Source organism: Kitasatospora sp. NPDC059408 (genome assembly GCF_042751525.1).
Lineage (GTDB): Bacteria > Actinomycetota > Actinomycetes > Streptomycetales > Streptomycetaceae > Kitasatospora.
The window spans coordinates 52,225-78,792 of the sequence record NZ_JBHYWI010000033.1; the positions used below are offsets into that span (position 1 = coordinate 52,225).

The following is a 26,568-nucleotide window of genomic DNA, read 5'->3' on the forward strand; positions in this document are numbered from 1 at the left end:
GTTACGGCCCGGCGGGGTCGTCCGTCGGCGGCTTACGGCTCGGCGAGGTCGCCCATCGGTGGCTTACGGCTTGGCGAGGTCGTCCGTCGGCGGCTTACGGCTTGGCGAGGTCGTCCATCGGCGGCTTCGGCGCCGGTATCGGCTCGGTCGCCTTGTAGCGCGCCGAGGTCGGGTCGGCCAGCGAGGACGGCGGCGACGGGTCCGGGGCCGCGGCGATCGCGACGCCCGTGGCCGCCGCCTCCTCCTTGACCTTGATGCCGGCGTGGTCGAAGGCCGCCTTCAGCCGCTGGCGCATCGCCCGCGCCACCATCGCGGCCTTGCCCGGCGCCGTCCTGGCCTCGATCCGCACCACCACCGAGTCCGCCGCGACCGACTCCACGCCCAGCACCGACACCGGCTCCCAGATCAGCTCGTCGTACGGAGCCTCCTTGGACATCGCCTCGGCGGTCTCCTGGATCAGGTCCTCGGCCCGGAGGAGGTCCTCCTTGTACCCGACCTGGACGTCCACGGTGGCCGTGGACCAGCCCTGGCTCATGTTGGCGATCCGCTTCACCTCGCCGTTGCGGATGTACCAGATCTCGCCGTTCGCGCCGCGCAGCTTGGTCACCCGCAGGCCGACCTCCAGCACCGTGCCGGCGGCCACTCCGGTGTCGATCTCGTCGCCGACGCCGTACTGGTCCTCCATGATCATGAAGACGCCGGAGAGGAAGTCCGTGACCAGGTTGCGGGCGCCGAAACCGATCGCCACACCGGCCACACCGGCGCTCGCCAGCAGCGGCGCCAGGTTCACCCCCAGCGCGGAGAGCACCATGAGCGCCGCCGTGCCGAGGATGCCGAAGGACGCGACGCTGCGCAGCACCGAGCCGATCGCCTCCGAGCGCTGCTGGCGCCGCTCCGGGTTGACGACCCCGGTGTTGGCGAGCAGTCCGCCGATGCGGCCGTGCTCCTCGGCGCTCTCGTGGGCGCGCGCCATCCTGGTTATCAGCTGCGTGATGAGCTTGCGCACCACCGCGCGCAGCACCAGTGCCAGCACGATGATGAAGACGATCCGCACCCCGGCGGCGAGCCAGGACTGCCAGTGGGTGTCGAACCAGCTGGCCGCCTGCTTGGTGGTGTCCGAGACCTCCTGCGCGCTCGTCGGGATCCGCAGGTCGAGCTGCGGCACCTGCGGCGCGGTCGGGCCGGGGGACGGCGTCGTCGACTGGGAGGACGCGTCGGCGAGGCCGAGGACGCCGGAGCGGAACACGTGCGGGACCTTCCTTGCAGGGGGCATTGCCCGGTCCCGTGCCGCAGCGAGCCCGACCCGCGGACCGTCGCCCCAGCCTAGCGGGCACCGAACACCCGACCGGACCCGCCGAACGGCGCGCGGGCCGCCCCGGACGCCCCGTCAACGCCCCGGTGCGCTCCCGCGCGCACCCGTCCGGGCGCCGCCTCGGCACCGCTCCGGCACCCTCCGGAGGCGGCCCCACCACTGCTCCGACCGGCCGAGCAGTCCCCCCGGGGGGAAGCGGAAGGGCTCCTACCGGAGGCCCTGGTGCAACCCGACCTTCCGCCGGGCATATCGGGTATGACGGAAACCACACCCGGAGATCACGTCAGGTCCGTTACACAGGAGTGGTGGCGCCGTACGAAGGCGTAAGGCGACACTGGGGGAGATCACTCACCCGTTGGGTGATCCAACCGCTCGTCCCGGCGCGAGCCACGCGCCGCAGGCGTCCAAGGAGGCATCCGTGCCGCATGTCCTGGTCCTCAACGCGTCCTACGAGCCACTCGGCGTCGTATCGATGCGCCGCGCACTCATCCTGGTCCTCAACCACAAGGCGGTCAGCCTGGAGGACACCGGAGTCACTCTGCACAGCGCCACCAGCGCCCTTCCGGCGCCGTCCGTCGTCCGCCTGACCCGCTTCGTCCGGGTCCCGTTCTGCGGGCCCGTCCCGCTCACCCGCCGGGCGCTGTTCGCCCGCGACCACGGCCGCTGCGTCTACTGCGGGGCCGCCGCAACCAGCGTCGACCACGTCATCCCGCGCAGCCGGGGCGGCCAGCACCGGTGGGACAACGTCGTGGCGGCCTGCCGCCGCTGCAACCACACCAAGGCCGACCGCCACCTGACCGAACTCGGCTGGCGCATGAAGCGCCCGCCCGCGCCGCCCTCCGGCCTCGCCTGGCGGATCATCGGCACCGGCATCAAGGACCCCCGCTGGCGGCCCTACCTGGAGCCGTACGGCGGCGGCGACCAACTACGCGCCCCGCAGTGGGGCGAGTACGAGCACCACGACCATACCGAGCCCAACCACTCGGTCCCGATCGGCCGGGCGCACGGCGCCCACGCCGCCCCAGTCCGCCGCGGCGAGCAGCCCGAACCGCTCTCCGCCTGAACCAGAGCTCCACAAGGGCCTGCCCCGTCACATCTCGGTACGCCTCATGGGCCGCCGCGCACCCCACCGGGGAGCACGGCGGCCCGCCGTGTGTACGGCCGCCCCGCGGGCGACCGCTGCGCGGACCGCTGCGCGGGCCACTGCACGGACCGCTGCGCGGACTACTGCTTCGGCGGCGTCCCGGCGGCCGGCGGCTGCTGTCCCGCGGCCGGCTGTCCCGGCTGCGGCTGCGGCTGCGGCTGCTGCGCGGGCGTGGTGCCGGGGGTGCCCGGGGTCCCCGGCTGCGCCGGAGGAGCCACCGGCGGCTGCGGCTGCGCGGGCGGCGTCACGGCGTACAGCTCGATCCCCCACAGCGAGTAGCCGTACTTGGTGGCCCGGGTCACACCCTGCATCCGCAGGAACTTGGCGTTCGCGGCGTCGAAGCGCACCGTCTCGTCGCCGCCCTTGCCGTTGTCCACGCTCGCCGCGGTCGTCCAGGTGACCCCGTCCGACGAGGTCTGGATCTTGTACGACGCGGCGTACGCGGCCTGCCAGTGCAGCACCGCCGCACCGAGCCGGACGGCCTGCGGCAGCTCCAGCTGCACCCAGGCGTTGTCCTGCGCGGGCGAGGACCAGCGGGTCTTCGGGTCGCCGTCGGCGATGTTCGAGGCCGGGAAGTTCGCCGTCTCGTCGCCCGAGGAGGTGGCCTTCGCGCCGAGCGCGAGGTCCGCCCCGCCGGTCGGCGGCACCACGTGCACCTGGAGCACCTGCTTGACGACGGTCGAGCCGGCCACGTACTGCACCGGCACCTGGTACGTCCCGGACGGCGTCCCGGCCGCGGCGCTGACCAGCAGCGGCACCCCGACCTTCCCGCCGCGCGGCACCGTCACCCCGGCCGCCGGCGCCACCGTCAGGCCCTTAGCCGCCGCCGGCACGTCGGCCTGCAGGCTGCCGGTGGTGCCCTCGGGGCGGCCGGCCGTGACCGTCGCCTGGGTCTGGGCGGGCGCGGCCGCGCCGGTCACGACGTCCAGGGACGGGTCGGCCAGGGTGAGCCGGGCCGCGGGGGCGTCCGCGTACCAGGGGATCACCTGGTTGACGACCGGCGGGTCGCCGCCCGGCTTCCAGGTCAGCCGGAACGCGTCGGCGGGCTGGCCGCCGGCCGGCAGCTCGTTGTAGCCCGGGTTGATCGTCCCTATGTCGAACCAGGTGCCGTCCGGGCGCCGCAGCGACACGGTCGCGGTGGCCTTCACGCTCGGGTCGGTCAGCACGGTGAGCCGGTCCACCGGCCGGGCCGCGCCCAGCTCGACGGTCAGCGGCTCGTCCTGCGCGGTCGGCGCGCTGGCCGCCCGGTAGGCGGTGTCCGGGTTGCCGTCCAGCACCGCCGCCGCCGAGGAGCCGGGCAGCGCGGCCGGTCCGCCGGAGACGCTCGCCGGGGCCTCGTCCGGCGCCGTCACGGTGAACTCGCGCACCGCCACCGCGGTCTTCTGGGCGGCGGTGGCGCGCAGCCGCACCGCCCGCACCACCGTGCCGGCGGGCACCTGGGCGCTGACCGTCTTCTGGTTCTTCACCACGGCCAGCTGCTTCCAGCCGCCCTCGCCGGTCGAGTACTCCAGCACGCCGTCGCGGATGTAGTCGTCCACCGCGCTCTGGGCGTCCGGCCCGTCGCCCCAGCCGCCCATCAGGACGGTGACGCCGCTGACCGGGCGCCCGGAGCCGAGGTCCACGCCGACCGAGTCGCCCGGCTGCGGGGGAGCGGAGCTCCAGTAGAAGGTGTCGGCCTGGCCGTCGGTCATCAGCGCCGGGAGGTGGTCGTGCGCGGAGCCCATCGTCGTCGTCGGGCTGATGCCGCCGCTGACCACGCCCGCCCAGTTGTCGGCGGCCCGCAGCGCGTGCTCCAGGAACGGGCCGAGCACGCCCGCGCCGATCGTCGCCGGGCTCTGCGCCAGCTGCTCGCGCAGCCGGTTCAGCTCCACCCGGGCCTTCCAGGCGGCGGCGCCGTCACCGCCGTGCTGCGCCAGCAGCATGTCGAGGGCGGCCTGCCCGGCCAGCCCGTACCCGTGCAGCGGCGCCAGCCACGGCCCGGCCTCGGCGGCCAGCGCGGACGTCGCCGCGGTGCCGGCCAGCGTCTCCTGGGCCGAGGCCATCGCGCCGAACGCCTCCCGCAGCGGGCCCGCGGCCTCTATCAGCTTGGCGAGGTCGGGGGCCGCGCCCGAGGTGGGCTCGGCGGTCGCCCAGAACCTGTCGATCAGCGGGGTCAGGTAGCCCGACTCCTGCTTGGACAGCGGCGAGGACGAGCTGTTGCCGGCCAGCGCGGTGACGGCCGCCAGCGCCGACCCGGCCGGGGTCGCGGAGGCGCCGGTCGGCCCGGCCATCGTGCGCAGCGCGGCCTGCCAGGACTCGTCCGGCTTGTACGCGGCCGGGTTCCAGGCGAAGTCGCCGGCCGTCGACAGGGCTATCCGGGAGGCCACCGGCTGCTGCATCGCCCCGGTCAGCATCACCGCCGAACGGCTCGCCACCTCCGGGTCGCGCCCGGTGTAGGCGCCGAGGTAGAGCCGGTCCGGGTTGGCGTCGTTGACCGGGTAGTTGTCCATGGTGACCAGCGGGTGCCCGTACAGGCCCGCGGTGTCCGAGGCCTGAGCGCCGGTGATCTTCTCCGGGATCACCCCGACCCCGCTCCACGCCACCTGCACCCCGGCCGGCAGCGCGTCCGCGAGCGCCTTGCGGTAGGGCGTCGAACCCGACTGGTGGTACTCGGTCGGCACGATCGACAGCGGCGCCAGGCCCGGGTTCTTCGAGATCAGCCGGTCCTGCACCTTCGCGGCCAGCGCGGCCTGCGCCTTGGCCGCGGCGGCCGGCCCGGTGCCGTACGTCGAACGGTCGTCGGAGCAGTGCCACTCGTCGTAGCTGACGTCCAGGAACTGCAGCTGGAACGCGGAGAAGCCGAGGGCGCGCAGCCCGTCCAGCTTCGCCACCAGCGCGTCCACGTCCTTGCCCGAGCTGAAGCAGAACGACTGCCCCGGGTCGACGGCGTACCCGAGCGTCACGTGGTTGGCGGCCGCCCGGCCGCCCAGCTCGCGCAGCTCGGCCGTCTTGTCCGCCGGGTACGCGTCGCGCCAGCGCGACAGCCGGTACGGGTCGTCACCGGGCGCGTAGAGGTAGAAGTTCTGCTTCGAGCGGCCCAGGAACTCCACCTGGTCCAGCCGCTGCTGCGCCGTCCACGGCGTGCCGTAGAACGCCTCCGCGGTGCCGCGCACCGGCGCCCCGGACGGCCAGTCGCGCAGCGTGATCCCCGGCAGGCCGAGCCCCGAGGCGCCGGGCGCCTGGTTCTGCCCCTGCCCGGCCGGCACCGCCGCCAGCAGCTGCCGCAGGCTCTGCGCCGCGTAGAAGGTGCCCGCCGCGTCCGCGCCCGCCAGCACCACCGCGCCGTACGTCCCGCCGCCCTGCGCGGGCAGCTGGCCGGCCGTCAGCACGTAGCCGCCGATCGGCATCCCGATCAGCGACGGCGCGGCGCCGTCCTTCGTCCCGCCCGCGGCGGCCAGGTCGCGCAGCGCCCGGTCCACCGCGCCGCCCGCGCCCTCGGCCGGCCCGCCGACGTACACGACGAGCGAGCCCGCGGCCGGCGGGGCGTCGACGTCGGACACGGTGGTGAAGTCGGTGGCCCCGGCGATCCCGAGCACCTCGTGCACCGCGTCCACCGCGCCGTGGTCCGCCTTCGGCGCCGTCACCAGCGTCACCGCGGCCGGCACCACGACCGGCTTCCCGGCCACCGTCTGCTCCTGCGGCCGCGGGAACACCTGCGGGTTCGTCACGCTCCCCAGCGGCGTCTGCGGCGCGGTGCTCACCACGTCCGGCCCGGGTACCCCCGCGTACGCCGCCGCCGACGGCACCGGCCCCGCGAGGAGCCCGCCGACCACGGCCGCCGCGGCGACACCGGCCGCGATCTGCAGCGCCCGCCGCCCCGGCGCGCGGCTCCCGGCCGCCCGCTCGGCGCGCACGGACGCCAGCAGCGGCTCCGTCCCCTTGAAGTCGGCGATCAGCCGGTCCGCCGTCTTCGGCGCCAGCTGACGGCACGTCCGCGCGGTGGCCCGCCGGGCCGCCAGCGCCGCGGGGTGGTACAGGACATCGCGCAGCGCGGAGCTCTGCTCCAACTGCTGCCGCAGCCGCCGCCCGGCCGCTACGGAAACTCGGGCTTGCACAGGAGCCTCCTCGCCAGGCCTGGACCACATCGCCGCAACCCCACCAGCTACCCAACCCGGTGTCAACGCCGTCGTCAGATATGTCCACTTTGCCCAATTGATCACCGTGCCTCCCCCCGGTCATCCCTCCCACCAGCAGAACCGCCCGGGGCGGCCGGTCCTCCTGACGGCCGGTCGGCCGCTCGCCGCCCTCGCGCTCCCCTCGTCCCTTTCTCGACGCGCGCCTCCGTCCACCCGCAGCCGCGCCGTTCCCCCCTCCCCGGCCCCTTCCGATGGCCGGTCGACCGCTCGCGCTCGTGTCGCGCAGCGTCATCGGGTCGTCACGCGGGTAGGACTGTGGTCGTCCCGAACTGGCGTTGCCGAGACATCGCAGGAGCCGCGAGTGGCCGCTTATCTCGACCGTGACGGAGCCGACGGGCTCAAGGTGCCGGCGCAGGACGCTCCGGCCCCGCCACCCGAACTGGTGGCGCTGGCACAGGCGCACGGGGTCGATCCGAAGGACCCGGGGCCCGGCGGGGTGCCGGTCGGCGCGCGGACACTGGTGGCGGTGCTGCGGGCGCTCGGAGTCGAGGCCGGGACGCCGGAGGAGGTGCGGGCGGCGCTGGACCGTCACCGGGCCGAGCAGCAGGCCCGGTTGCTGCCGCCCTGCGTCGTCGTCCGCCAGGGGCGCCGCACCGCGCTCGACGTCCCCGCCGACGCCCGCCTCCACGTCGAGCTGGAGGACGGCGGCGTGTGGGAACTGCCCCGCGGCCACTCCCACTGGCTCCCGGCCGACCTGCCCCTCGGCCGGCACGTCCTCACCGCCGAGTGCGCCGGCGGCACGGCGCGCGCGGCCCTCGTCGTCGCCCCCGACAAGCTCCCCGAACTCCCCACCCGCAGCTGGGGTTTCCTCGCCCAGCTGTACTCCCTCCTCTCCGAGCGGTCCTGGGGCATGGGCGACCTCGGCGACCTCGCCGACCTCGCCCAGTGGGCCGGCGCCGACCTCGGCGCGGGCTTCGTCCAGATCAACCCCCTCCACGCCGGCCTCCCCGGCGCCCCCTCCGACCCGTCCCCCTACCGCCCCTCCTCCCGCCGCTTCGCCGACCCCGTCCACCTGCGCGTCGAAGCCGTCCCCGAGTACGCCTACCTCGTCGGCGACCAGCGCGCCGAGGCCGAGGAACTCGGCCGCCGGGCCGCCCGGCTCCGCGCCGAGGTGCTCGCGCACGACGGCCTGATCGACCGGGACGCCGTCTGGGCGCTCAAGCGCGAGGCGCTGGAACTGCTGCACGAGGTCCCGCGGGGCACCGGCCGCGACGCCGCGTACCGGGCCTACCTGCGCCGCGAGGGCGAGTGGCTGGAGCGGTACGCGCTGTGGAACGCGATCGCCGAGGAGCACGGCCCCGACTGGCACGCCTGGCCCAAGGGGCTGCGTCACCCGGACGGGTCCGGGACCGAGCGCGCCCGCAAGGAGCTCGCCGACCGGGTCGAGTTCCACCGCTGGCTCGCCTGGCAGGTCGACCAGCAGCTCGCCGCCGCCACGGCCGCCGCCGACGGCGCCGGCATGCCGGTCGGCCTCATCCACGACCTCGCGGTCGGCGTCCACCCGGACGGCGCCGACGCCTGGGTGCTCCAGGACGTGCTGGCGGGCGGCATCTCGGTCGGCGCCCCGCCGGACGCCTTCAACGCCCACGGCCAGGACTGGGGCCTGCCGCCCTGGCGCCCCGACGCCCTCGCCGCCGCCGGCTACGCCCCGTACGCGGAACTGCTGCGGGCCGCCGCCCGGCACGCCGGCGCGGTGCGGATCGACCACGTGATGGGGCTGTTCCGCCTGTGGTGGGTGCCGGAGGGGCACGCGCCGACGGAGGGCGCGTACGTCCGCTACGACGCCGAGGCCATGCTCGGCGTGCTCGCGCTGGAGGCGCACCGCGCCGGGACGGCGGTGATCGGCGAGGACCTCGGCACGGTCGAGCCGGGCGTCCGCGAGGAACTGGCCGAGCGCGGGATCCTGGGCACGTCCGTGCTGTGGTTCGAACGGGACTGGGCGGCCGGCGGGGAGATCCTGCCACCGGACCGCTGGCGGCGCGGCTGCCTGGCCACCCTCACCACCCACGACCTGCCCAGCACGGCGGCCCGGCTCTCCGGCGAACACGTCGAGCTGCGCCACCGGCTGGGGCTGCTGGCCCGGCCGCTGGGGGACGAGCAGGCGGAGGCGGCGGCGGAGCTGGCCGAGTGGCGGGCGGCGCTGACGCGGCTGGGGCTGCTGGCGCCGGGGGAGCCGCTGTCGATGCCGGTGCTGTACCGCTTCCTGGGCGCCACCGGGGCCGGGCTGGTGGGCGTGTGGCTACCCGACCTGGTCGGCGACCCGCGCCCGCAGAACCTCCCCGGCACATGGGACCAGTACCCGAACTGGCGCCTCCCGATCGCCGACGGCGCCGGCCACCCGGTGACCCTGGAAACCCTCGCCACCACCCCCGCCGCCCCCTTCCTGTCCCACCTCCTGGCCCCCGCCCCGCGCCACCACCACCCCTGAGCCGCCCCCACCCGGAGCCCCGGAAGTCCCATCAGGCCCACCCCGACGCGCGCCACCCCGTGAGCCTCACCCGTCCCTGCCCCCGCCCCCCTGCCCGGAGGGCATCCCGCACACGCCCCCGTCCCATCAGGCCCACCCCGACGCGCGCCACCCCATAAGCCCCGGGTAAGTTGGAAAACGTGGACAAGAGGAACGCTTTGCGAGCCGGCGCGGTCTCCGCAACGGTCACGCTGATGATGCTGCTGTCGTCGCCCGCCATGGCCCTCACCCGGGACGACGGCGACGACCCGGGTTCCGGCCTCGGCGTCGGCCAGACCATCGGCCTGTACGTGCTGATCCCGATCGCCGCCTTCGCGATCATCGCCGCCCTCGCGGGCCTGCCGTACGGCAAGGGCAAGAAGAAGTAGCCGACGGCCCCCGCGGCCGTCCACCAGTAAGACCCGCACCAACGCCGAAGGGGCGCCGGACCGAGTCCGGCGCCCCTCCGCGTTGTCGGGCCTAGCGCGCCCCGGCCGCCCGGTCGGCGGCCTGCGCCCGCAGCGCCCGCTCGACCCCGGCCTTCGCCTCGACGACCTGGCGCCGCAGCGCCGGCGCCGGCTCGGCCGCGGCCAGCCACGCGTCGGTGGCGTCGACCGTCGCCTGCGACACCTGCAGCGCCGGGTACAGCCCGCCGATGATCTGCTGCGAGATCTCGTGGCTGCGGGTCTCCCAGACGCCCTTGACGGCGTCGAAGTACTTCGCCGCGTACGGTGCGAGCAGCTCCCGCTGGTCGGCCTGCTGGAAGCCGGCGATGGTGGCCTCCTGCACGTAGTTGGTGAGCGTGTCCGACTCGACGACCGCCGCCCACGCCTGCGCCTTGGCCTCGGCGGTGGGCCGGGCCGCGCGGCAGGTGGCGGCGTGCTCCTGGCCGGCCGCGGTGTTGTCGCGCGCCAGCTCGGCGGCGACGGCCGCCTCGTCGGCGCGTCCGGTGGCCGAGAGCCGGACCAGCAGGGTCCAGCGCAGCTCGGTGTCGACGGCCAGGCCCTTGATCTCGGTGGTCCCGGCGAGCAGCCCGGCGAGCAGGTCGAGCTGGGCGTCGGTGCGGGCGACGGAGGAGAGCGTGCGGGCCCAGGCCAGCTGGTGGTCGCTGCCGGGCTCGGCGGCCCGCAGGTGCTCCTCGGCGGCGGCGGCCCAGCGGGCGAGGCCCTCCTCGCGCCAGGCCGGGTCGGTGTAGGCGTCGAGGGCGAGCTTGACCTGCCGCTGCACGGACTGGACGACGCCGATGTCGCTCTCGCGCCCGATGCCGGAGAGCGCGAGCGCCAGGTAGTCGCGGGCGGCGAGTTCGCCGTCGCGGGTCATGTCCCAGGCGGAGGCCCAGCACAGGGCGCGGGGCAGCGACTCGGTGAAGGCGCCGAGGTGTTCGGTGACGACGGCGAGCGAGTCCTCGTCGAGCCGGATCTTGGCGTAGGAGAGGTCGTCGTCGTTGAGCAGGACGACGGCCGGCCGGTGCCGTCCGACGAGCTCCGGCACCTCGGTGCGCGGCCCGTCGACGTCGAGCTCGATCCGGTCGGTGCGCACCAGGGTGTCGCCGTCGGCGAGTTCGTACAGGCCGATGGCGATGCGGTGCGGGCGCAGCACGGCCTCGCCCTTGGCGCCGGCGGGGAGGGCGGGGGCCTCCTGGAGGACGGTGAAGGACTCGATCTCGCCGTCGGTGTTCAGGACGATCGAGGGGTGCAGCACGTTGATGCCGGCGGTCTCCAGCCAGGCCTTGGACCACGCCTTGAGGTCGCGTCCGCTGGCCTCCTCCAGCGCGCCGAGGAGGTCGCCGAGGCGGGTGTTGCCCCAGGCGTGGCGCTTGAAGTAGGCCTGCACGCCCTGGAAGAAGGCGTCCTGGCCGACGTAGGCGACGAGCTGCTTGAGCACCGAGGCGCCCTTGGCGTACGTGATGCCGTCGAAGTTGACCTGGACGTCCTCCAGGTCGTTGATGTCGGCCATGATCGGGTGGGTGGACGGCAGCTGGTCCTGCCGGTACGCCCAGGTCTTCATCTGGTTGGCGAAGGTGGTCCAGGAGTGCGGCCATCGGGAGCCGGGCGCCTCGGCCTGGCAGACGGCCTCGGCGAAGGTCGCGAAGGACTCGTTCAGCCAGAGGTCGTTCCACCACTCCATGGTGACGAGGTCGCCGAACCACATGTGGGCGAGCTCGTGCAGGATCGTCGCGGCGCGGGCCTCGTAGGCGGCGTCGGTGACCTTGGAGCGGAACACGTACTGGTCGCGCAGGGTGACGGCGCCCGCGTTCTCCATAGCGCCGGCGTTGAACTCCGGGACGAACAGCTGGTCGTACTTGGCGAACGGGTAGGGGTAGTCGAACTTCTCCTGGAAGTAGTCGAATCCCTGTTTGGTGACCTCGAACACGGCCTCGGCATCGAGGAATTCGCGCAGCGAGGGCCGGCAGTAGACGCCGAGCGGCACCTTCTGGTCGCCGTTCTCGTAGCTGTCGAACACGCCGACGTAGGGGCCGGCGATCAGCGCGGTGATGTAGGTGGAGATGCGGCCGGTCGGCTCGAAGGCCCACACCCGGGTGTCCCCGTCGCCGGTCGGCTGCGGCGTCGGCGAGTTGGAGACGACGACCCAGCCCTCGGGGGCGGTGACGGTGAAGGTGAACGCGGCCTTCAGGTCGGGCTGCTCGAAGTTGGCGAAGACGCGGCGGGCGTCCGGCACCTCGAACTGGGTGTACAGGTAGGTCTCGCCGTCGACCGGGTCGACGAAGCGGTGCAGGCCCTCGCCGGTGTTGGTGTAGGCGCAGTTCGCGACGACGCGCAGCTCGTTCTCGGCCGCGAGGCCCGGCAGCGGGATGCGGCTGTCGGCGAAGCTCGCGGGGTCGAGCGCGGCGCCGTTGAGGGTGATCTCCTCGACGCCCGGGGCGACGAGGTCGATGAACGTGTCCGCGCCGGGGGTCGTGGCGGTGAACCGGACGACGGTGGTGGACCGGAAGGTCCCGCCCTCGCGGGCGGTGCCGAGGTCGAGCTCGATGTCGTACGCGTCCACGTGCAGGAGGTCGGCCCGGGTGCGGGCCTCCTCACGGGTCAGGTTGGTGCCGGGCACTCGCTGAACTCCTTCGTCGGGCTGGTGTTGCGCATCTTCCCATGGGCAACGCGCGGGCCCGCCGAATAATCGCGGGCGGACGGCCCGGGCCGCGCAATGGCGGGGGGACGACGAAGGAGGGGCGGGCCGGGGCCGAAGCCCCGACCCGCCCCTCCCCGGGAGCGACGTCAGTCCGTCGTCACTTCTTCGCCCACTTGGTGAGCGGCGAGTCCGAGCCGTACCGCGAGAAGGTGATGACCTCGCTGGCGTCCTGCGCCATCTTGTACTCGTTCAGGCTGGCGCCGATGTCCATGCCGTCAGGCATGGCCAGGGTCCCGAGGTCGGTCATCGAGCCGTCGGTCGGCGAGAGGGTCACGAGCCGGGCGGGCTTCTTGTAGCCCTGGGTGAGGATGGCGCGGACCTTGCCGTCCTTGTCGTACCCGGAGACGAGCCGGATGTCCTGGTTGGCCGTCGGGTTGGCGGCCGACCACAGCCGCTTGCCGGTGGTCAGGTCGTACGCGTTGACGGCGTCCTTGGTCCCGGTGACCTGCGCGTACAGGATGTTCCCGCTGACGACGTTCGCCCTGATCGCGTCGCTCAGGCCGGTCAGGCGCAGGCTGTCGGAGCCGGGCTCCTTGACCGACATCGGGTTGCCCGGCTTGTCGCTCTTGTCGAACGGCAGGACGTAGTCGCCGTTGGTGCCGTTGGTCATGAGCACCACCAGCGGATCCGCGGAGACGACCTTGTCGACCGCCTCGATGCTGCCGGCGAGCGCGAGCGGCGTGCTCTTCTGCGCGCCGGTCTCCGAGTCCACCACGTACAGCTGGGACTTCGGGCTGCTCTCGTAGCAGCGGTCGCTGATCACGATCTGGGCGGCGGCGGTGCGGCCCGTCACGGTGCAGCTGCTGTCGCGCGGCTTCCACGACCAGACGGTGCTGCCGTTGTCGATGCTGACCGCGCCGACCAGCCGGCCGCCGATCGCGACGACCTTGTCGGTGACGGACAGGGTCGGGGAGGAGAGCCGGTCGTTGGAGACCTTGACGCTCCAGGTCAGCTTGCCCGAGGTGAGGTCGACGGCGGCCATGGTGGAGCAGTCGCTGTCACCGGTGTTGAAGGCGACGGCGCCGATGTTCTTGGAGTTGGTGCTGTTCGACGCGGCGCACAGCTCCTTGGCGCCGTTCGGCACCGGGATGGACCACGCGGGCTTGCCGTCGGACAGGTTGTACGCGCGGATGCCGTTGGAGTCCACGCGCACGGCGAGCTTGTCGGTGGCCCAGATGCCGAGCATCTGGGTGCTGCCGTCCGAGTCGGTGGCCTTGGGGACGGACCAGGCGACGTTGTAGCTGGCACCGCTGCCGCCCGTGCCGCCGTTGCCGCTGGTGCCGCTGCTGGTCCCGGTGCTGGTGCTGCCGCCGTCGCCGGAGGTGCCGGTGGTGGTCCCGCCGGTGTTCGCGACCGGGTTGTCGGGGTTGTCCTTCTGCTGGAACAGCACGACCAGCGCGGCGACGATGGCGATCGCGAGCACGCCGCCGATGATGCCGCCCCACACCATGACGGGGTTGCGCTGCTTCGGCACGGCCGGCACCGGCGTGGTCGGGTAGGCGTAGCCGCTCTGCTGCTCCTGCGGGTAGCCGTAGCCGCCGCCGTAGGACTGCCCGGCGTCGGGCGCCTGGTAGCCGCCGGGCACCGGGTCGTACGGGCCGACGGGCGCGCCGGCCGGGGGCGGCGGCGGGGCCTGGGAGGGGAAGGCGGCGGCGGTCGGCGCGTAGGCCGGGCCGGTCGGCGGTGCGGCCGGCGGCGCCGCCGGCTGGGCCGGCGGTCCCGCGGGCGCCGCCGGTCCCGGGATCGCCGAGCCGTCCAGCTGCGTCATCTGGTCGGCGACGGCGGCCGGGTCGACTCCGGGCTGGCGCCCGAACGAGACGCCGCGGTGTTCCTGCGGGCCGCTGCCCGGTGTTTCGCCTGCCCCCGGCGTAGGGTGATCCCCTGCCATCTGATTCCCCGTCATGTCTGGATTCGTCCCCTGCCGGTACCGTCCGCGGTCCGGTGGGACGCGTGAGATTGGGCACCATGGTAGTGGTGACCGGTTTTCGGCTGTCGGCAGGAGCCCGAAAGCCCCCGGACCTCCCCGGGATCCCCCCACCACCTCAACCCCACCGTGACCTGACGACCCCGCCGGCCACCCGGGCCACGTCTCCTCCCGTTGCCCCCACGGCCGCCCGCCGTCACCCTCGCCGCCCCCTGATCCGGCCTCCAGCACCCCCACCTCCCCGCCCGGCCGCGCCTCCTCCCGCCGCCTCCTCCGCCGCCCGCCGTCACCCTCGCCGCCCCCCGATCCGGCCTCCAGCACCCCCACCTCCCCGCCCGGCCACGTCTCCTCCCGTCGCCTCCTCCGCCGCCCGCTGTCACCCTCGCCGCCCCCTGATCCCGCCTCCAGCACCCCCACCTCCCACCCGGAGCCGTAGGCTTCAGGAGTTGAAGGGGACGCCCGGCGGAGGGGTCCCCGCCCCTCTGGGATGGTGGATCATGGCGACGGACACACCGGGCTCGCAGTCATCGCTGCACCGGGCGAACCTGGAGCGCGTGCTGCGGGCCGTACGGATGGCCGGCTCGCTGACCCAGGCCGAGATCGCCCGCGGCACCGGCCTCTCGGCGGCCACCGTCTCCAACATCGTGCGGGAACTGAAGGAGAGCGGCACCGTCGTCGTCGCCGACACCTCCTCCGGCGGCCGCCGGGCCCGCAGCGTCTCGCTCAGCGGCGACGCCGGCATCGTCGTCGGCATCGATTTCGGCCACACCCACCTGCGGGTCGCGGTCGGCAACCTCGCGCACCGGGTGCTCGCCGAGGAGAGCGCCCCGATCGACGTCGACGTCTCCGCCGCCCAGGGCTTCGACCGCGCCGAGGCCATGGTCGATCGGCTCCTGGCGCAGGCCGGCTTCCGCCCGGACAAGGTGATCGGCGTCGGCCTCGGCGTGCCCGGCCCGATCGACGTGGAGACCGGCGCACTCGGCTCCACCGCGATCCTGCCCGGCTGGACGGGCATCGCCCCCGGCCGCGAGCTGGCCGAGCGGCTCGGCATGCCGGTGCACGTCGACAACGACGCCAACCTCGGCGCGCTCGGCGAGCTGGTCTGGGGCGCCGGCCGCGGTCTGAGCGACCTCGCCTACATCAAGATCGCCAGCGGGGTCGGCGCCGGCCTGGTGGTCAACGGCCAGATCTACCGCGGCCCGGGCGGCACCGCCGGTGAGATAGGGCACATCACGCTGGACGAGGCGGGCCCGGTCTGCCGCTGCGGCAACCGCGGCTGCCTGGAGACCTTCGTCGGCTCCCGCTACCTGCTCTCCCTGCTCTCCTCGACCCTCGGCCCCGACCTCACCCTGCCCAGGGTGGTCGAGCTGGCCCACCAGGGCGACCTCGGCTGCCGCCGGGTGATCGCCGACGCGGGCCGGCAGATCGGCACCGGCGTCGCCACCCTGTGCAACCTGCTCAACCCGCGCCGGGTGATCCTCGGCGGCGACCTCGCCGAGGCCGGTGAGCTGGTGCTGGCCCCGATCCGGGACTCGGTCGCCCGCTACGCGATCCCGAGCGCCGCCCGCCAGCTGTCCGTGGTGCCGGGCACCCTGGGCGGCCGCGCGGAGGTGCTGGGCGCGCTGGCGCTCGTCATGAGCGAGATGGGGGAGTCGGGCGCCCTCGCCGCCGCCTCCGTCAATCGGAATTGACGCGACCCGCTCCCGCCCGGACCCCCGTCACCTCGGGGATCGTCCATGGCCGGCCGGTGGCACCGGGCGCGCCGCTCGGTGTCCGGCAGGCGGACATTAGACTCGACCGGTCGGCACCGACCACGACCGTCGCAGCGGACCGTCGAGGCGCACCGGCACACCGGGCAGCGACGCCCGTCGGACCGGCCGCGGTCCGCGAACACTGAACGAGGAGGAACGGGTGGCCCTGCTGACCCGCATTCGGGGACCGCGCGATCTCGACCGGCTCACGCCCGGACAGCTGGCCGCACTGGCGCAGGAGATCCGGACCTTCCTGGTGACGGAGGTCTCCAAGACGGGCGGCCACCTCGGCCCCAACCTCGGCGTGGTGGAGCTCACCATCGCGCTGCACCGGGTCTTCGACTCCCCGCGCGACCGCATCCTCTTCGACACCGGCCACCAGAGCTACGTCCACAAGCTGCTCACCGGCCGCCAGGACTTCTCGATGCTGCGGATGAAGGGCGGCCTGTCGGGCTACCCGTCCCGCGCCGAGTCCGAGCACGACGTGATCGAGAACTCGCACGCCTCCACCGTGCTCTCCTACGCCGACGGCCTGGCCAAGGCCAACCAGCTCAAGGGCAACAGCGACCCGGTCGTCGCGGTCATCGGCGACGGCGCCCTCACCGGCGGCATGGCCTGGGAGGCGATCAACAACATCGCCGACGCCACGGACCGCCCGGTCGTCATCGTCGTCAACGACAACGAGCGCTCCTACTCGCCGACCATCGGCGGCATGGCCAACCACCTCTCCACGCTGCGCACCACCCAGGGCTACGAGCGCTTCCTGTCCTGGGGCAAGGACGCGCTCCAGCGCACCCCGGTGGTCGGCCAGCAGCTCTTCGAGACGCTGCACGGCGCCAAGAAGGGCCTCAAGGACTTCATCGCCCCGCAGGGCATGTTCGAGGACCTCGGCCTCAAGTACATCGGCCCGATCGACGGCCACGACCTCACCGCCCTGGAGTCCGCGCTGACCAAGGCGCGCGGCTTCGGCGGCCCGGTGATCGTCCACTGCCTCACCGAGAAGGGCCGCGGCTACCACGCCGCCGAGAACAACGACGAGGACCGCTTCCACGCGGTCGGCGTGATCCACCCGGAGACCGGCCTGCCGATCAAGAGCGCGGGCAAGGACTGGACGTCCGTCTTCGCCGAGGAGATGGTCGCGATCGGCCGCGAGCGCGAGGACGTGGTCGGCATCACCGCCGCCATGCTCCACCCGGTCGGCCTGGCCCCGTTCGCGGAGGCCTTCCCGAAGCGGATCTTCGACGTCGGCATCGCCGAGCAGCACGCCGTCACCAGCGCCGCCGGCCTGGCCACCGGCGGGCTGCACCCCGTCGTCGCCGTCTACGCGACCTTCCTGAACCGCGCCTTCGACCAGGTGCTGATGGACGTCGCCCTGCACAAGCTGGGCGTCACCTTCGTGCTCGACCGGGCCGGCGTCACCGGCAGCGACGGCGCCTCCCACAACGGCATGTGGGACATGTCGATCCTGCAGGTCGTCCCGACCCTGCGCCTGGCCGCCCCGCGCGACGCCGACCAGCTGCGCGCCCAGTTGCGCGAGGCCGTCGAGGTCGAGGACGCGCCGACGGTCGTGCGTTACTCCAAGGGCACCGTCGGCCCGGCCGTCGCCGCCGTCGGCCGGGTGGGCGGCATGGACGTGCTGCGCGCCGCGGAGGAGTCCGCCGGGGCGCACCGCGCCGACGTGCTGATCGTCTCGGTCGGCGCGATGGCCGGCACCAGCCTGGAGGTCGCCGACCTGCTGGCCGCCCAGGGCATCACCGCGACCGTGGTGGACCCGCGCTGGGTCAAGCCGGTCGACCCGGCCCTGCCGGGCCTGGCCGCCGAGCACCGCGCCGTCGTCACGATCGAGGACAACGGCCGCGCGGGCGGCGTCGGCGCCGCCGTGGCGCAGGCGCTGCGCGACGCCGACGTGGACCTGCCGGTGCGCGACTTCGGCATCCCGCAGGAGTTCCTGGACCACGCGACCCGGGCCGAGATCCTGGCGGAGATCGGCCTCAACGCCCCGGACATCGCCCGCAAGGTGACCGCTCTGGTGGCCGGTCTGGACAAGGCCGCCACGGAGGCCCGCGTCGAGGCCTGAGCCCCGTCGCAGGGCCGTTTGCCCCAACTCTGTAACAGCTCGTCACAAGACGAGCCGATAATCGCACCGAAAGGCGGGACCGGCGCTGCCCGCGCCGATCCCGCCCGGTAGGTTGTGATGGTGCCGACCACCCCCACCCACCCCCGCCTCGCCGGGCCGGCCCAGCGCCTGCCCGAGCGCGTCCGTACCCACGTCACCACCGGGTACTGGACCAGGCTGGTGCCGGTGCTGGCACTGGTGGCGCTCGCCACCCACATCCCCTCCTTCGCCCGGCCGGTGTGGAGCCCCGACGAGGGCTTCCTGGCCACCCAGGCCCGGATGCTGGCCGACGGCGGGGTCCTGTACGACACCGTGGTCGACCGCAAGCCGCCGCTGCTGCCCTGGCTCTACCAGGCCTGCTTCGCCGTCTTCGGCTCCGCCTCGCTGTGGCCGCTGCGCACCCTCGCGGTGGTCGCCCACCTGGTCACCGCGATCCTGCTGGCCTCCATCGCCCGCGGCCGCTGGGGCAACCGGGCCGGCGCCGGCGCCGGGCTGCTCTACCTGCTGGTGTCCATCGGGCTCTCCCCGGAGGACACCCAGGCGGCGACCTTCGAGGTCTTCATGCTGCCCGCCATGGTGGCCGCCTTCCGCTACGCCGAACGCCGCCGCTGGCTGGCCGCCGGCATCGCGGTCGCGCTCTGCTCGCTGACCAAGCAGACCGGCGGCGCGGTGCTGCTCCCGGTGCTGTGGATGCTCCTCCAGGACGCCCGCCGCCGCGGGGTGCGCTGGCCGCCCGCCCTGTTCAAGATCGGCTTCGGCTTCGCGCTGCCGATAGCGCTCGTCGCGGTCATCCTGACCAAGCCCAAGGGCTTCCTCTTCTGGGTGGTCACCGGCAGCGGGGACTACGCCTCCTTCGGCGGCGCCTGGCTGCAGATGACCGGCCGCGCGCTCGGCAACTCGGCCATCCTGGTCGCCGCCGGCCTGGGCTTCCTGCTCCCGGTGGGCCGGCGCCTGTGGCTCAAGCACCGCCACCGCCCGCTGCCGGTCGCCGGCGAGGAGCACGGCTCCACCGCCGACCTGTGGGTGTGGCTGCTCTCGTCGGTCGTCGCGGTCAGCGTGGGCTTCCACTTCTTCGGCCACTACTACCTCCAGCTGATGCCACCGCTGGTGCTCCTGGGCACCGGCGCGGTGGCCACCTCGGCGGTCCGCTGGAAGCCCGTCCTGGTGTACACGACGGTCGCCTCCACCGTCTTCTGGGGCCTCGCCCTGGCCTGGCCGGGGGAGCGGCTCAGCCGCACCACCGAGGTCGCCACCGCGGTGGCCGCCCAGACCACCCCGAAGGACACCGTGCTGGTCTGGGGCATGCACCCCGAGCTGTACTGGCTGGCCGACCGCAAGCCCGCCACCCGCTACCTGACCGCCGGCTTCCTCACCAACTACAGCGGCGGCAAGGACGGCAGCCAGAACGTCGGCGAGCAGTTCAGCGTCTCCAACGCCTGGCAGACCTTCGACAAGGAGCTGGCCAACGGCCTGCCCGAGGTCTTCGTCGACGACTCCGGCATCGCCCCCTACCAGCCCGTGATGGTCCCCAGGATCGAGAACCTGCTGGACACCCACTACGAGATGATCGGCGTCATCGGCGACACCGTCTTCTACCGCCTCAAGCACTGACACCACGCCCGGCCCGACAGGCCGGGGGAACGCACGAAGGAGCCCCGGTGACCGTCCAGGTCACCGGGGCTCCGCCGTTCGTACGGGCTACGCCTTACGCGGGCACCGAGGCCACGCCGGGGGCGAGGAACCGCTTGCCGTTCACCCGCTCCGAGACGCCCTCACGGTCCAGGTACGGGGTGATCCCGCCCAGGTGGAAGGGCCAGCCGGCACCGGTGATCATGCAGAGGTCGATGTCCTGCGCCTCGGCGACGACACCCTCCTCCAGCATCAGGCCGATCTCCTGCGCCACGGCCTCCAGGGCACGGCTGAGGACCTGCTCCTCGGTGAGCACCGAGTCGCCGAAGGCCAGCAGCTCCAGCACCTCGGGGTCGAGGACCTGCTTGCCGTCCACCCAGGTGTAGAAGCCTCGCTTGCCGGCCTTGACCACCTTGCCGAGGTTCTCGGAGACGGAGAACCGCTCCGGGAAGGCGCCGTGCAGGGTCTCCGAGACGTGCAGCGCGATGGCCGGGCCGACCAGCTCCAGGAGCATGATCGGGGACATCGGCAGGCCGAGCGGCTCGACGGCCTTCTCGACGCTGGCGATCGGGGTGCCCTCGTCGATGATGCTCTGGATCTCGCCCATGAAGCGGGTCAGGATCCGGTTCACCACGAACGCCGGGGCGTCCTTGCACAGGACCGAGGTCTTCTTCAGCTTCTTCGACACCGCGAAGGCGGTGGCCAGCGAGGCGTCGTCGGTCCGCTCGCCGCGGACGATCTCCAGCAGCGGCAGGATCGCGACCGGGTTGAAGAAGTGGAAGCCGACGACCCGCTCGGGGTGCTTCAGCTTCGAGGCCATCTCGGTGACCGACAGCGAGGAGGTGTTGGTCGCCAGCACGCAGGTCGGCGAGACCACGTTCTCCAGGTCCGCGAAGACGGTCTGCTTGACGCCCATCTCCTCGAACACGGCCTCGATGACGAAGTCCGCGTCGCCGAAGGCGGCGGCCTTGTCGAGCGAGCCGGTGACCAGGCCCTTGAGGCGGTTGGCCTTGTCCTGGCCGATGCGGCCCTTGCCGAGCAGCTTGTCGATCTCGGCGTGGACGTAGCCGACGCCCTTGTCGACGCGCTCCTGGTCGATGTCGGTGAGGACCACCGGCACCTCCAGACGGCGGGCGAACAGCAGCGCCAGCTGCGAGGCCATCAGACCGGCGCCGACGACGCCGACCTTGGAGACCGGGCGGGCCAGCGACTTGTCCGGCGCGCCGACCGGGCGCTTGGCCCGGCGCTGCACCAGGTTGAAGGCGTAGATGCCGCTGCGCAGCTCGCCGCCCATGATCAGGTCGGCCAGGGCGGCGTCCTCGGCGTCGAAGCCGGCCTGCAGGTCCTGGTCCTTGACCTGGGCGATGATGTCCAGCGCCCGGTAGGCGGCCGGGGCCGCGCCGTGCACCTTGGCGTCGGCGACCAGGCGGCCCCAGGCGACGGCGTCGTCCCAGGCCTTGCCGCGGTCGATCGCCTCGCGCTCGACGGCCACGTCGCCCTTGAGGACCTTGGCCGCCCACAGCAGCGACTGCTCCAGGAAGTCGGCCGGCTCGAAGATCGCGTCGGCGATCCCCAGCTCGAACACGTCCTTGCCCTTGAGCTGCTTGTTCTGCGCCATCGAGTTCTCGATGATGACCTTGACGGCCTTCGCGGGGCCGATCAGGTTCGGCAGGATGGTGCAGCCGCCCCAGCCGGGGACGAGGCCGAGGAAGACCTCGGGCAGCGAGAACGCCGGGACGCCCGCCGACACGGTGCGGTAGTCGCAGTGCAGGCCGACCTCGACGCCGCCGCCCATCGCCGCGCCGTTGTAGAAGGCGAAGGTGGGGACGGGCAGCGCGGCGATCCGCTTGAAGACCTCGTGGCCGCCCTTGCCGATGGCGAGCGCGTCCGCGTGCTCCTTGAGCAGCTCGACGCCCTTGAGGTCGGCGCCGACGGCGAAGATGAACGGCTTGCCGGTGATCGCGGCGCCGACGATGGTGCCCTCGGCGGCCTCGGTCTCGACCTGGTCCAGCGCCTCGCTCAGCTTCAGCAGCGAGCCGGGGCCGAAGGTGGTCGGCTTGGTGTGGTCGAAGCCGTTGTCCAGGGTGATGAGGGCCAGCTTGCCGGCCTGCAGCGGCAGGTCCAGGTGGCGCACGTGCGCGGTCGTGACGACCTCGCCCGGGAACAGCTCGGCGCCCTGCTGGAGCAGCTCAGTGGTGTTGCTCATGCTCACTTACCACCCTCGACCTGAGACGACTTTTCCGCTCCGCTCCAATGCGGGTTCTCCCAGATGACGGTGCCGCCCATGCCGAAGCCGATGCACATCGTGGTGAGGCCGTAGCGGACGTCCGGGCGCTGCTCGAAGCGGCGGGCCAGCTGGTTCATCAGGCGGACGCCGGAGGAGGCCAGCGGGTGGCCGAAGGCGATCGCGCCGCCGAACGGGTTGACCCGCTCGTCGTCGTCCGCGATGCCGTAGTGGTCGAGGAAGGACAGCACCTGGACGGCGAAGGCCTCGTTGACCTCGAAGGCCTGGATGTCGTCGATGGTGAGGCCGGCCTTGGCCAGCGCCTTCTCGGTGGCCGGGACCGGGCCGATGCCCATGACCTCGGGCTCGACGCCGGCGAAGGCGTAGGAGACCAGGCGCATCTTGACCGGGAGGCCGAGCTCCTCGGCGACGTCCTCGGCGGCCAGCAGCGAGGCGGTGGCACCGTCGTTCAGACCGGCCGAGTTGCCCGCGGTGATGTTGCCGTGCGGACGGAACGGGGTCTTCAGGCCGGCCAGCGACTCCATCGTGGTGCCCGGGCGCATCGGCTCGTCCACGGTGGCCAGGCCCCAGCCGGTCTCGCCGACCTCGGGGTTGGTGTTGCGGATCGTGATCGGCACCAGGTCGGGCTGGATGTCGCCGTTGGCGTACGCCTTGGCGGCCTTCTCCTGGGAGCGCACGGCGTAGGCGTCGCAGCGCTCCTTGGTGATGTGCGGGAAGCGGTCGTGCAGGTTCTCCGCGGTCATGCCCATGAACAGGGCGGACTCGTCGACCAGCTTCTCGGAGACGAAGCGCGGGTTCGGGTCGACGCCCTCGCCCATCGGGTGGCGGCCCATGTGCTCGACGCCACCGGCCACGACGATGTCGTAGGCGCCGAAGGCGATGCCGCCGGCCGTGGTGGTGACGGCGGTCAGCGCACCGGCGCACATGCGGTCGATCGCGTAGCCGGGCACGGACTTGGGCAGGCCGGACAGCAGGGCGGCGGTGCGGCCGATGGTCAGACCCTGGTCGCCGATCTGCGTGGTGGCCGCGATGGCGACCTCGTCGATGCGCTCGACGGGCAGGTTCGGGTTACGGCGCACGAGCTCCCGGATGCACTTGACGACCAGGTCGTCGGCGCGCGTCTCGTGGTAGATGCCCTTCGGGCCGGCCTTGCCGAACGGGGTGCGGACGCCATCGACGAAGACGACGTCCCTCGCGGTACGAGGCACGGGGGCTCTCCTCCCAGGGACCAACATTTGAGGTGGGCAGGCTGCCGCCGGCGAAGACCCGAGCGGCGCCGCTTCACCGCCATGCTACCGGTCGGTAACCAACCTGCCCAGGCCCCTCGGAGGGTTCACCCGGTGTGTCCCGCGACACGTCGACCAGGACCGCTCCCCGGCGGCGGCTCCGGACGCGCCGAAGGGGACGCCGTCCGTCCGGACGGCGTCCCCTTCGGCCGGCGCGCGAGGCCGGGCCCGCGCCCGGGGTCAGTCCTCGGCGGCCGCCGCCGCGGCGAACGCGGCGGCCACCACCGGGGCGACCAGGTCGACCTGCCACTGCCGGGCCCCGAGGCCGCGCAGCGCGGCGGCCACCCCGGCGGCGCCCGGGTCGGCCGGCGGTTCCCAGGACACCCGGCGGACCAGGTCCGGGGTGATCAGGTTCTCGGCGGGCAGGTTGTGCTTCTCGGCCAGCTCGCTGACGGCGCTGCGGGCGCCGGACAGCCGGGCGGCGGCGACCGGGTCCTTCTCGGCCCAGGCGCGCGGCGGCGGCGGCCCGTCGTGCGGCGCGGCGGCCGGCGGCAGCTGGTTCTCCGGCACCTCCCGGCCGCGCTGCACGGCGGCCAGCCACTGCTCCAGCTGGCGCCGGTGCACCCGCGGCCCGAAGCCCTGGACGGCCTGGAGCGCGGCGATGTTCAGCGGCATGGCCAGCGCGGCGTTGACGATCGCGGCGTCCGACAGGACCCGGCCCGGCGAGACGTCGCGGTCCTGCGCCATCCGGTCGCGGGCCAGCCACAGTTCGCGCACCACGGCCAGCTGGCGGCGCCGGCGGACCTTGTGCAGCTGCGAGGTGCGCCGCCACGGGTCGGTGCGCGGGGCCGGACGGGGCGCGGCGGCGATCGCGGCGAACTCCTCCAGCGCCCAGTCGAGCTTGCCCTGGGCGTCCAGCTCCCGTTCGAGTGCGTCCCGCAGCTCGACCAGCACCTCGACGTCCAGAGCGGCGTAGCGCAGCCACGGCTCGGGCAGCGGACGGGTGGACCAGTCGACCGCCGAGTGCTCCTTGGCCAGGCTCAGGCCGAGCACGCTCTCGGTCATCGGACCGAGGCCGACCCGGGCGAAGCCGGCGATCCGTCCGGCCAGCTCGGTGTCGAACAGCCGCCGCGGTCTCATGCCGACCTCGGCCAGGCACGGCAGGTCCTGGGTGGCGGCGTGCACCACCCATTCGGCGTCCGCGAGGGCGGCGCCGAGCCCGCCGAGGTCGGGGCAGGCGATCGGGTCGATCAGCGCGGTGCCGGCGCCCGCGCGGCGCAGCTGGATCAGGTACGCGCGCTGCCCGTAGCGGTAGCCGGAGGCCCGCTCGGCGTCGACCGCGACCGGTCCGGTGCCCGCGGCGAAGGCGGCGACGGTGGCGGCCAGCGCCTCCTCGTCCGCCACGACGGGCGGGATCCCCTCCTTGGGCTCAAGGAGCGGGACCGGGGCTGCTTCTTCTGGGATGGCTGCTACGGCGTCGGTCACTCACCAAGGGTACGACGGACCTCGGAGCCGGGAGTGTTGTCGGACTGGTCAGACCGGGTCACCGACTATGCCACCGGAACCTCCGGGAACGCCGCGGCGGCTCAGGAGGAAACGTTCCTCCCGAGCCGCCGCGGTGTTCCGGTTCAACGGCGCGGCCCCGATCGGCTCAGTGGATGATCCCGGTGCGCAGCGCCACCGCGACCATGCCGGCCCGGTCGCCGGTGCCGAGCTTGCGCGCGATGCGGGCCAGGTGGCTCTTGACGGTCAGTGCGGACAGGCCCATCGCGACGCCGATCGCCTTGTTGGACTGACCCTCGGCCACCAGCCGCAGCACCTCGACCTCGCGGCCGGACAGCTCGCGGTAGGCGGTCGGCTGCGCGCCCGGCGCACCGGGGGCGCCCGGGGCACCCTGCGCTCCGGGTGCACCGGGCACGCCCGGCATGCCGGGGCGGCGCATCCGCCCGGCCAGTCCGGCGGCGCCCAGCGGCATGCCGGGGCGGCCGGGCATCGCGACGTTGGTGCGGGTGCCGGTGACGACGTATCCCTTGACGCCGCCGGCCAGGGCGCTGCGGACGGCGCCGATGTCGTCGGCGGCGGAGAGCGCGAGGCCGTTGGGCCAGCCCGCGGCGCGGGTCTCGGCCAGGATGGTCAGCCCGGAGCCGTCCGGCAGGTGCACGTCGGCGACGCAGATGTCGCGCGGGGTGGAGACCCGGGGGCGGGCCTCGGCGATCGAGGACACCTCGATCACGTCGCGGACGCCGAGCGCCCACAGGTGGCGGGTGACGGTGTTTCGGACGCGCGGATCGGCGATGACCACCATGGCGGTGGGCTTGGTCGGGCGGTAGGCGACCACGTTTGCGGGGTGCTCAAGAAGGACCGACACCAGGCCTCCTGCGGGGAGTGGCGGACGGAACCCCGATGGGGGCGGTCGGAGTGTTCCGCGTTCGGAAAGGGTCACAGTCTGCTTCGGCAGCTACCGTGCCCGGCTTTAGCGAAAGATCACGATCTAGTGAGTAACAATACGGACAAATCGCGCAAATGATTGATGCGACATGCCTGGTATTCGCACAAAATCGATCGGATTCGTCCCCGATTGGGTCGGTGGCGATCGCTTTCGACCGGTGAATTGACGCAGAGCCGATCCGAAGTCACACTCCGTCAGCCCTGGGGGTGGCGTCGGGCCGACCGGTGCCGCGCGGGCCCGACGCCACTCCTCAGTGCGAGCGCGGACGCCGCCGGGCGGGCATCGGGACCACTCCACCGAGTGACGGGACGTCGGCGGGCGCCTGCGGGGCCGGGGCGACCGGCGGCAGGCCCGCGCTGGTGCACAGCAGCTCCCCCCAGGCGGCCAGGTGCCGCTCGAAGCGGCCGTCGGCCGGAGTCCAGGAGGCCCGGATCTCGATCTCGGTGGAGGAAGGGCGGTCCGCGAGCGCGCCGAAGTACTGCGAGGCGCACCTGGTCACCGTGCCGGACGGCTCCGCGTACCCGGCGCCGTGCGCCTGCAGCGCGTCCAGCAGCCAGGCCCAGCCGACCTCGGACAGCATCGGGTCGCCGGCCATCTCCGGCTCCAGCTCGGCCCGGGTCATCGTCACCACCCGGAACTCCCCGTTCCAGGCCTCCTGCCCGGCCGGGTCGTACAGCAGCACCAGCCGGCCGTCCGCCAGCTCGTCGCCGTCCACCTCGACCGAGGCGGTCACCGCGAACGCGTGCGGGGCCAGCCGGCGCGGGGCCGGCGCGGGGGACAGCTGGACCTCGGGCCGCAGCCGCGCCCCGTCGAACGCCGCCACGGCGGCCCGGAACTCGCTCGGCACGCCCTCCCGACCAGTTCCGCCACCTGCTCCGCCACCCTGTGCGGGGTGCCCGCCGACCGCTGCCATGCCCCGAAGACTAGGTCGAAGACGCGGGTTATCGCCGCAACTTCCGTCCGAGCGGCGTGCCGGAACGGCAAACCCGGCCAGATCTTGGAGGAAC

15 protein-coding genes are annotated in these 26,568 nt (G+C 73.6%); 6 read left to right on the forward strand and 9 right to left on the reverse strand.

Features of this window, described 5'->3' with window-relative positions; all coding sequences use genetic code 11:
• Positions 1 to 94: 94 nt before the first annotated feature.
• A complete protein-coding gene (locus tag ACFXDE_RS22485) occupies positions 95 to 1,273 on the reverse strand; it encodes a mechanosensitive ion channel family protein (RefSeq protein ID WP_380441974.1) in 1,179 nt (392 codons plus the stop codon).
• A gap of 457 nt (positions 1,274 to 1,730) precedes the next feature.
• Between ACFXDE_RS22485 and ACFXDE_RS22490 the strand changes: the two genes are divergently transcribed.
• Complete coding sequence (locus ACFXDE_RS22490) at positions 1,731 to 2,375, forward strand: HNH endonuclease (RefSeq protein ID WP_380441976.1); 645 nt, start codon at positions 1,731 to 1,733, stop codon at positions 2,373 to 2,375.
• 161 nt (positions 2,376 to 2,536) lie between these two features.
• On the opposite strand, the gene ACFXDE_RS22495 is transcribed toward ACFXDE_RS22490, so the two are convergent.
• Positions 2,537 to 6,550 (reverse strand): beta-N-acetylglucosaminidase domain-containing protein, encoded by a 4,014-nt coding sequence (locus ACFXDE_RS22495; RefSeq protein ID WP_380496616.1) that lies wholly within the window; start codon positions 6,548 to 6,550, stop codon positions 2,537 to 2,539.
• Positions 6,551 to 6,974: 424 nt separating this feature from the next.
• On the opposite strand from ACFXDE_RS22495, the gene malQ reads away from it, so the two are divergent.
• Together malQ and ACFXDE_RS22505 are read left to right on the forward strand one after the other, a co-directional pair.
• Positions 6,975 to 9,059, forward strand: a complete 2,085-nt coding sequence (gene malQ / locus ACFXDE_RS22500; protein ID WP_380496630.1) for a 4-alpha-glucanotransferase — start codon at positions 6,975 to 6,977, stop codon at positions 9,057 to 9,059.
• Between the two features lie 179 nt (positions 9,060 to 9,238).
• A complete protein-coding gene (locus tag ACFXDE_RS22505) occupies positions 9,239 to 9,466 on the forward strand; it encodes a hypothetical protein (RefSeq protein WP_380441980.1) in 228 nt (75 codons plus the stop codon).
• 91 nt (positions 9,467 to 9,557) lie between these two features.
• Here the strand turns inward: ACFXDE_RS22505 and pepN are convergent, their stop codons facing one another.
• Entirely contained in the window at positions 9,558 to 12,140 is a 2,583-nt protein-coding gene (pepN, locus tag ACFXDE_RS22510) for an aminopeptidase N (protein WP_380441982.1), read from the reverse strand.
• A gap of 178 nt (positions 12,141 to 12,318) precedes the next feature.
• Positions 12,319 to 14,109: a PQQ-binding-like beta-propeller repeat protein gene (locus tag ACFXDE_RS22515; protein WP_380441984.1), complete on the reverse strand. Its 1,791-nt coding sequence runs from the start codon at positions 14,107 to 14,109 to the stop codon at positions 12,319 to 12,321.
• 533 nt (positions 14,110 to 14,642) lie between these two features.
• Here ACFXDE_RS22515 and ACFXDE_RS22520 point away from each other — a divergent pair.
• From ACFXDE_RS22520 to ACFXDE_RS22530, 3 genes are all read left to right on the forward strand, one after another.
• Positions 14,643 to 15,836 (forward strand): ROK family protein, encoded by a 1,194-nt coding sequence (locus tag ACFXDE_RS22520; RefSeq protein WP_380441986.1) that lies wholly within the window; start codon positions 14,643 to 14,645, stop codon positions 15,834 to 15,836.
• 220 nt (positions 15,837 to 16,056) lie between these two features.
• A complete protein-coding gene (gene dxs, locus ACFXDE_RS22525; protein ID WP_380441988.1) occupies positions 16,057 to 17,973 on the forward strand; it encodes a 1-deoxy-D-xylulose-5-phosphate synthase in 1,917 nt (638 codons plus the stop codon).
• A gap of 117 nt (positions 17,974 to 18,090) precedes the next feature.
• Positions 18,091 to 19,623: an ArnT family glycosyltransferase gene (locus tag ACFXDE_RS22530; RefSeq protein ID WP_380496617.1), complete on the forward strand. Its 1,533-nt coding sequence runs from the start codon at positions 18,091 to 18,093 to the stop codon at positions 19,621 to 19,623.
• Between the two features lie 94 nt (positions 19,624 to 19,717).
• On the opposite strand, the gene ACFXDE_RS22535 is transcribed toward ACFXDE_RS22530, so the two are convergent.
• The 5 genes from ACFXDE_RS22535 to ACFXDE_RS22555 all read right to left on the reverse strand — a co-directional run bounded on the left by ACFXDE_RS22535 (position 19,718) and on the right by ACFXDE_RS22555 (position 26,474).
• A complete protein-coding gene (locus ACFXDE_RS22535; protein WP_380496618.1) occupies positions 19,718 to 21,847 on the reverse strand; it encodes a 3-hydroxyacyl-CoA dehydrogenase NAD-binding domain-containing protein in 2,130 nt (709 codons plus the stop codon).
• Between the two features lie 2 nt (positions 21,848 to 21,849).
• Positions 21,850 to 23,094 carry an acetyl-CoA C-acyltransferase gene (locus ACFXDE_RS22540; RefSeq protein WP_363655388.1) on the reverse strand — a complete coding sequence of 415 codons (1,245 nt, stop codon included), beginning with the start codon at positions 23,092 to 23,094 and terminating at the stop codon, positions 21,850 to 21,852.
• A 258-nt stretch (positions 23,095 to 23,352) separates the two neighbouring features.
• Positions 23,353 to 24,597, reverse strand: coding sequence for an HRDC domain-containing protein (locus ACFXDE_RS22545; RefSeq protein WP_380496619.1), 1,245 nt, complete (start codon positions 24,595 to 24,597; stop codon positions 23,353 to 23,355).
• 166 nt (positions 24,598 to 24,763) lie between these two features.
• A complete protein-coding gene (locus ACFXDE_RS22550; protein ID WP_380496620.1) occupies positions 24,764 to 25,480 on the reverse strand; it encodes a LuxR C-terminal-related transcriptional regulator in 717 nt (238 codons plus the stop codon).
• 331 nt (positions 25,481 to 25,811) lie between these two features.
• The gene (locus ACFXDE_RS22555) at positions 25,812 to 26,474 is read right to left on the reverse strand and encodes a DUF3000 domain-containing protein (RefSeq protein WP_380447875.1); all 663 of its coding nucleotides are present in this window, start codon (positions 26,472 to 26,474) and stop codon (positions 25,812 to 25,814) included.
• Positions 26,475 to 26,568: the final 94 nt, after the last annotated feature.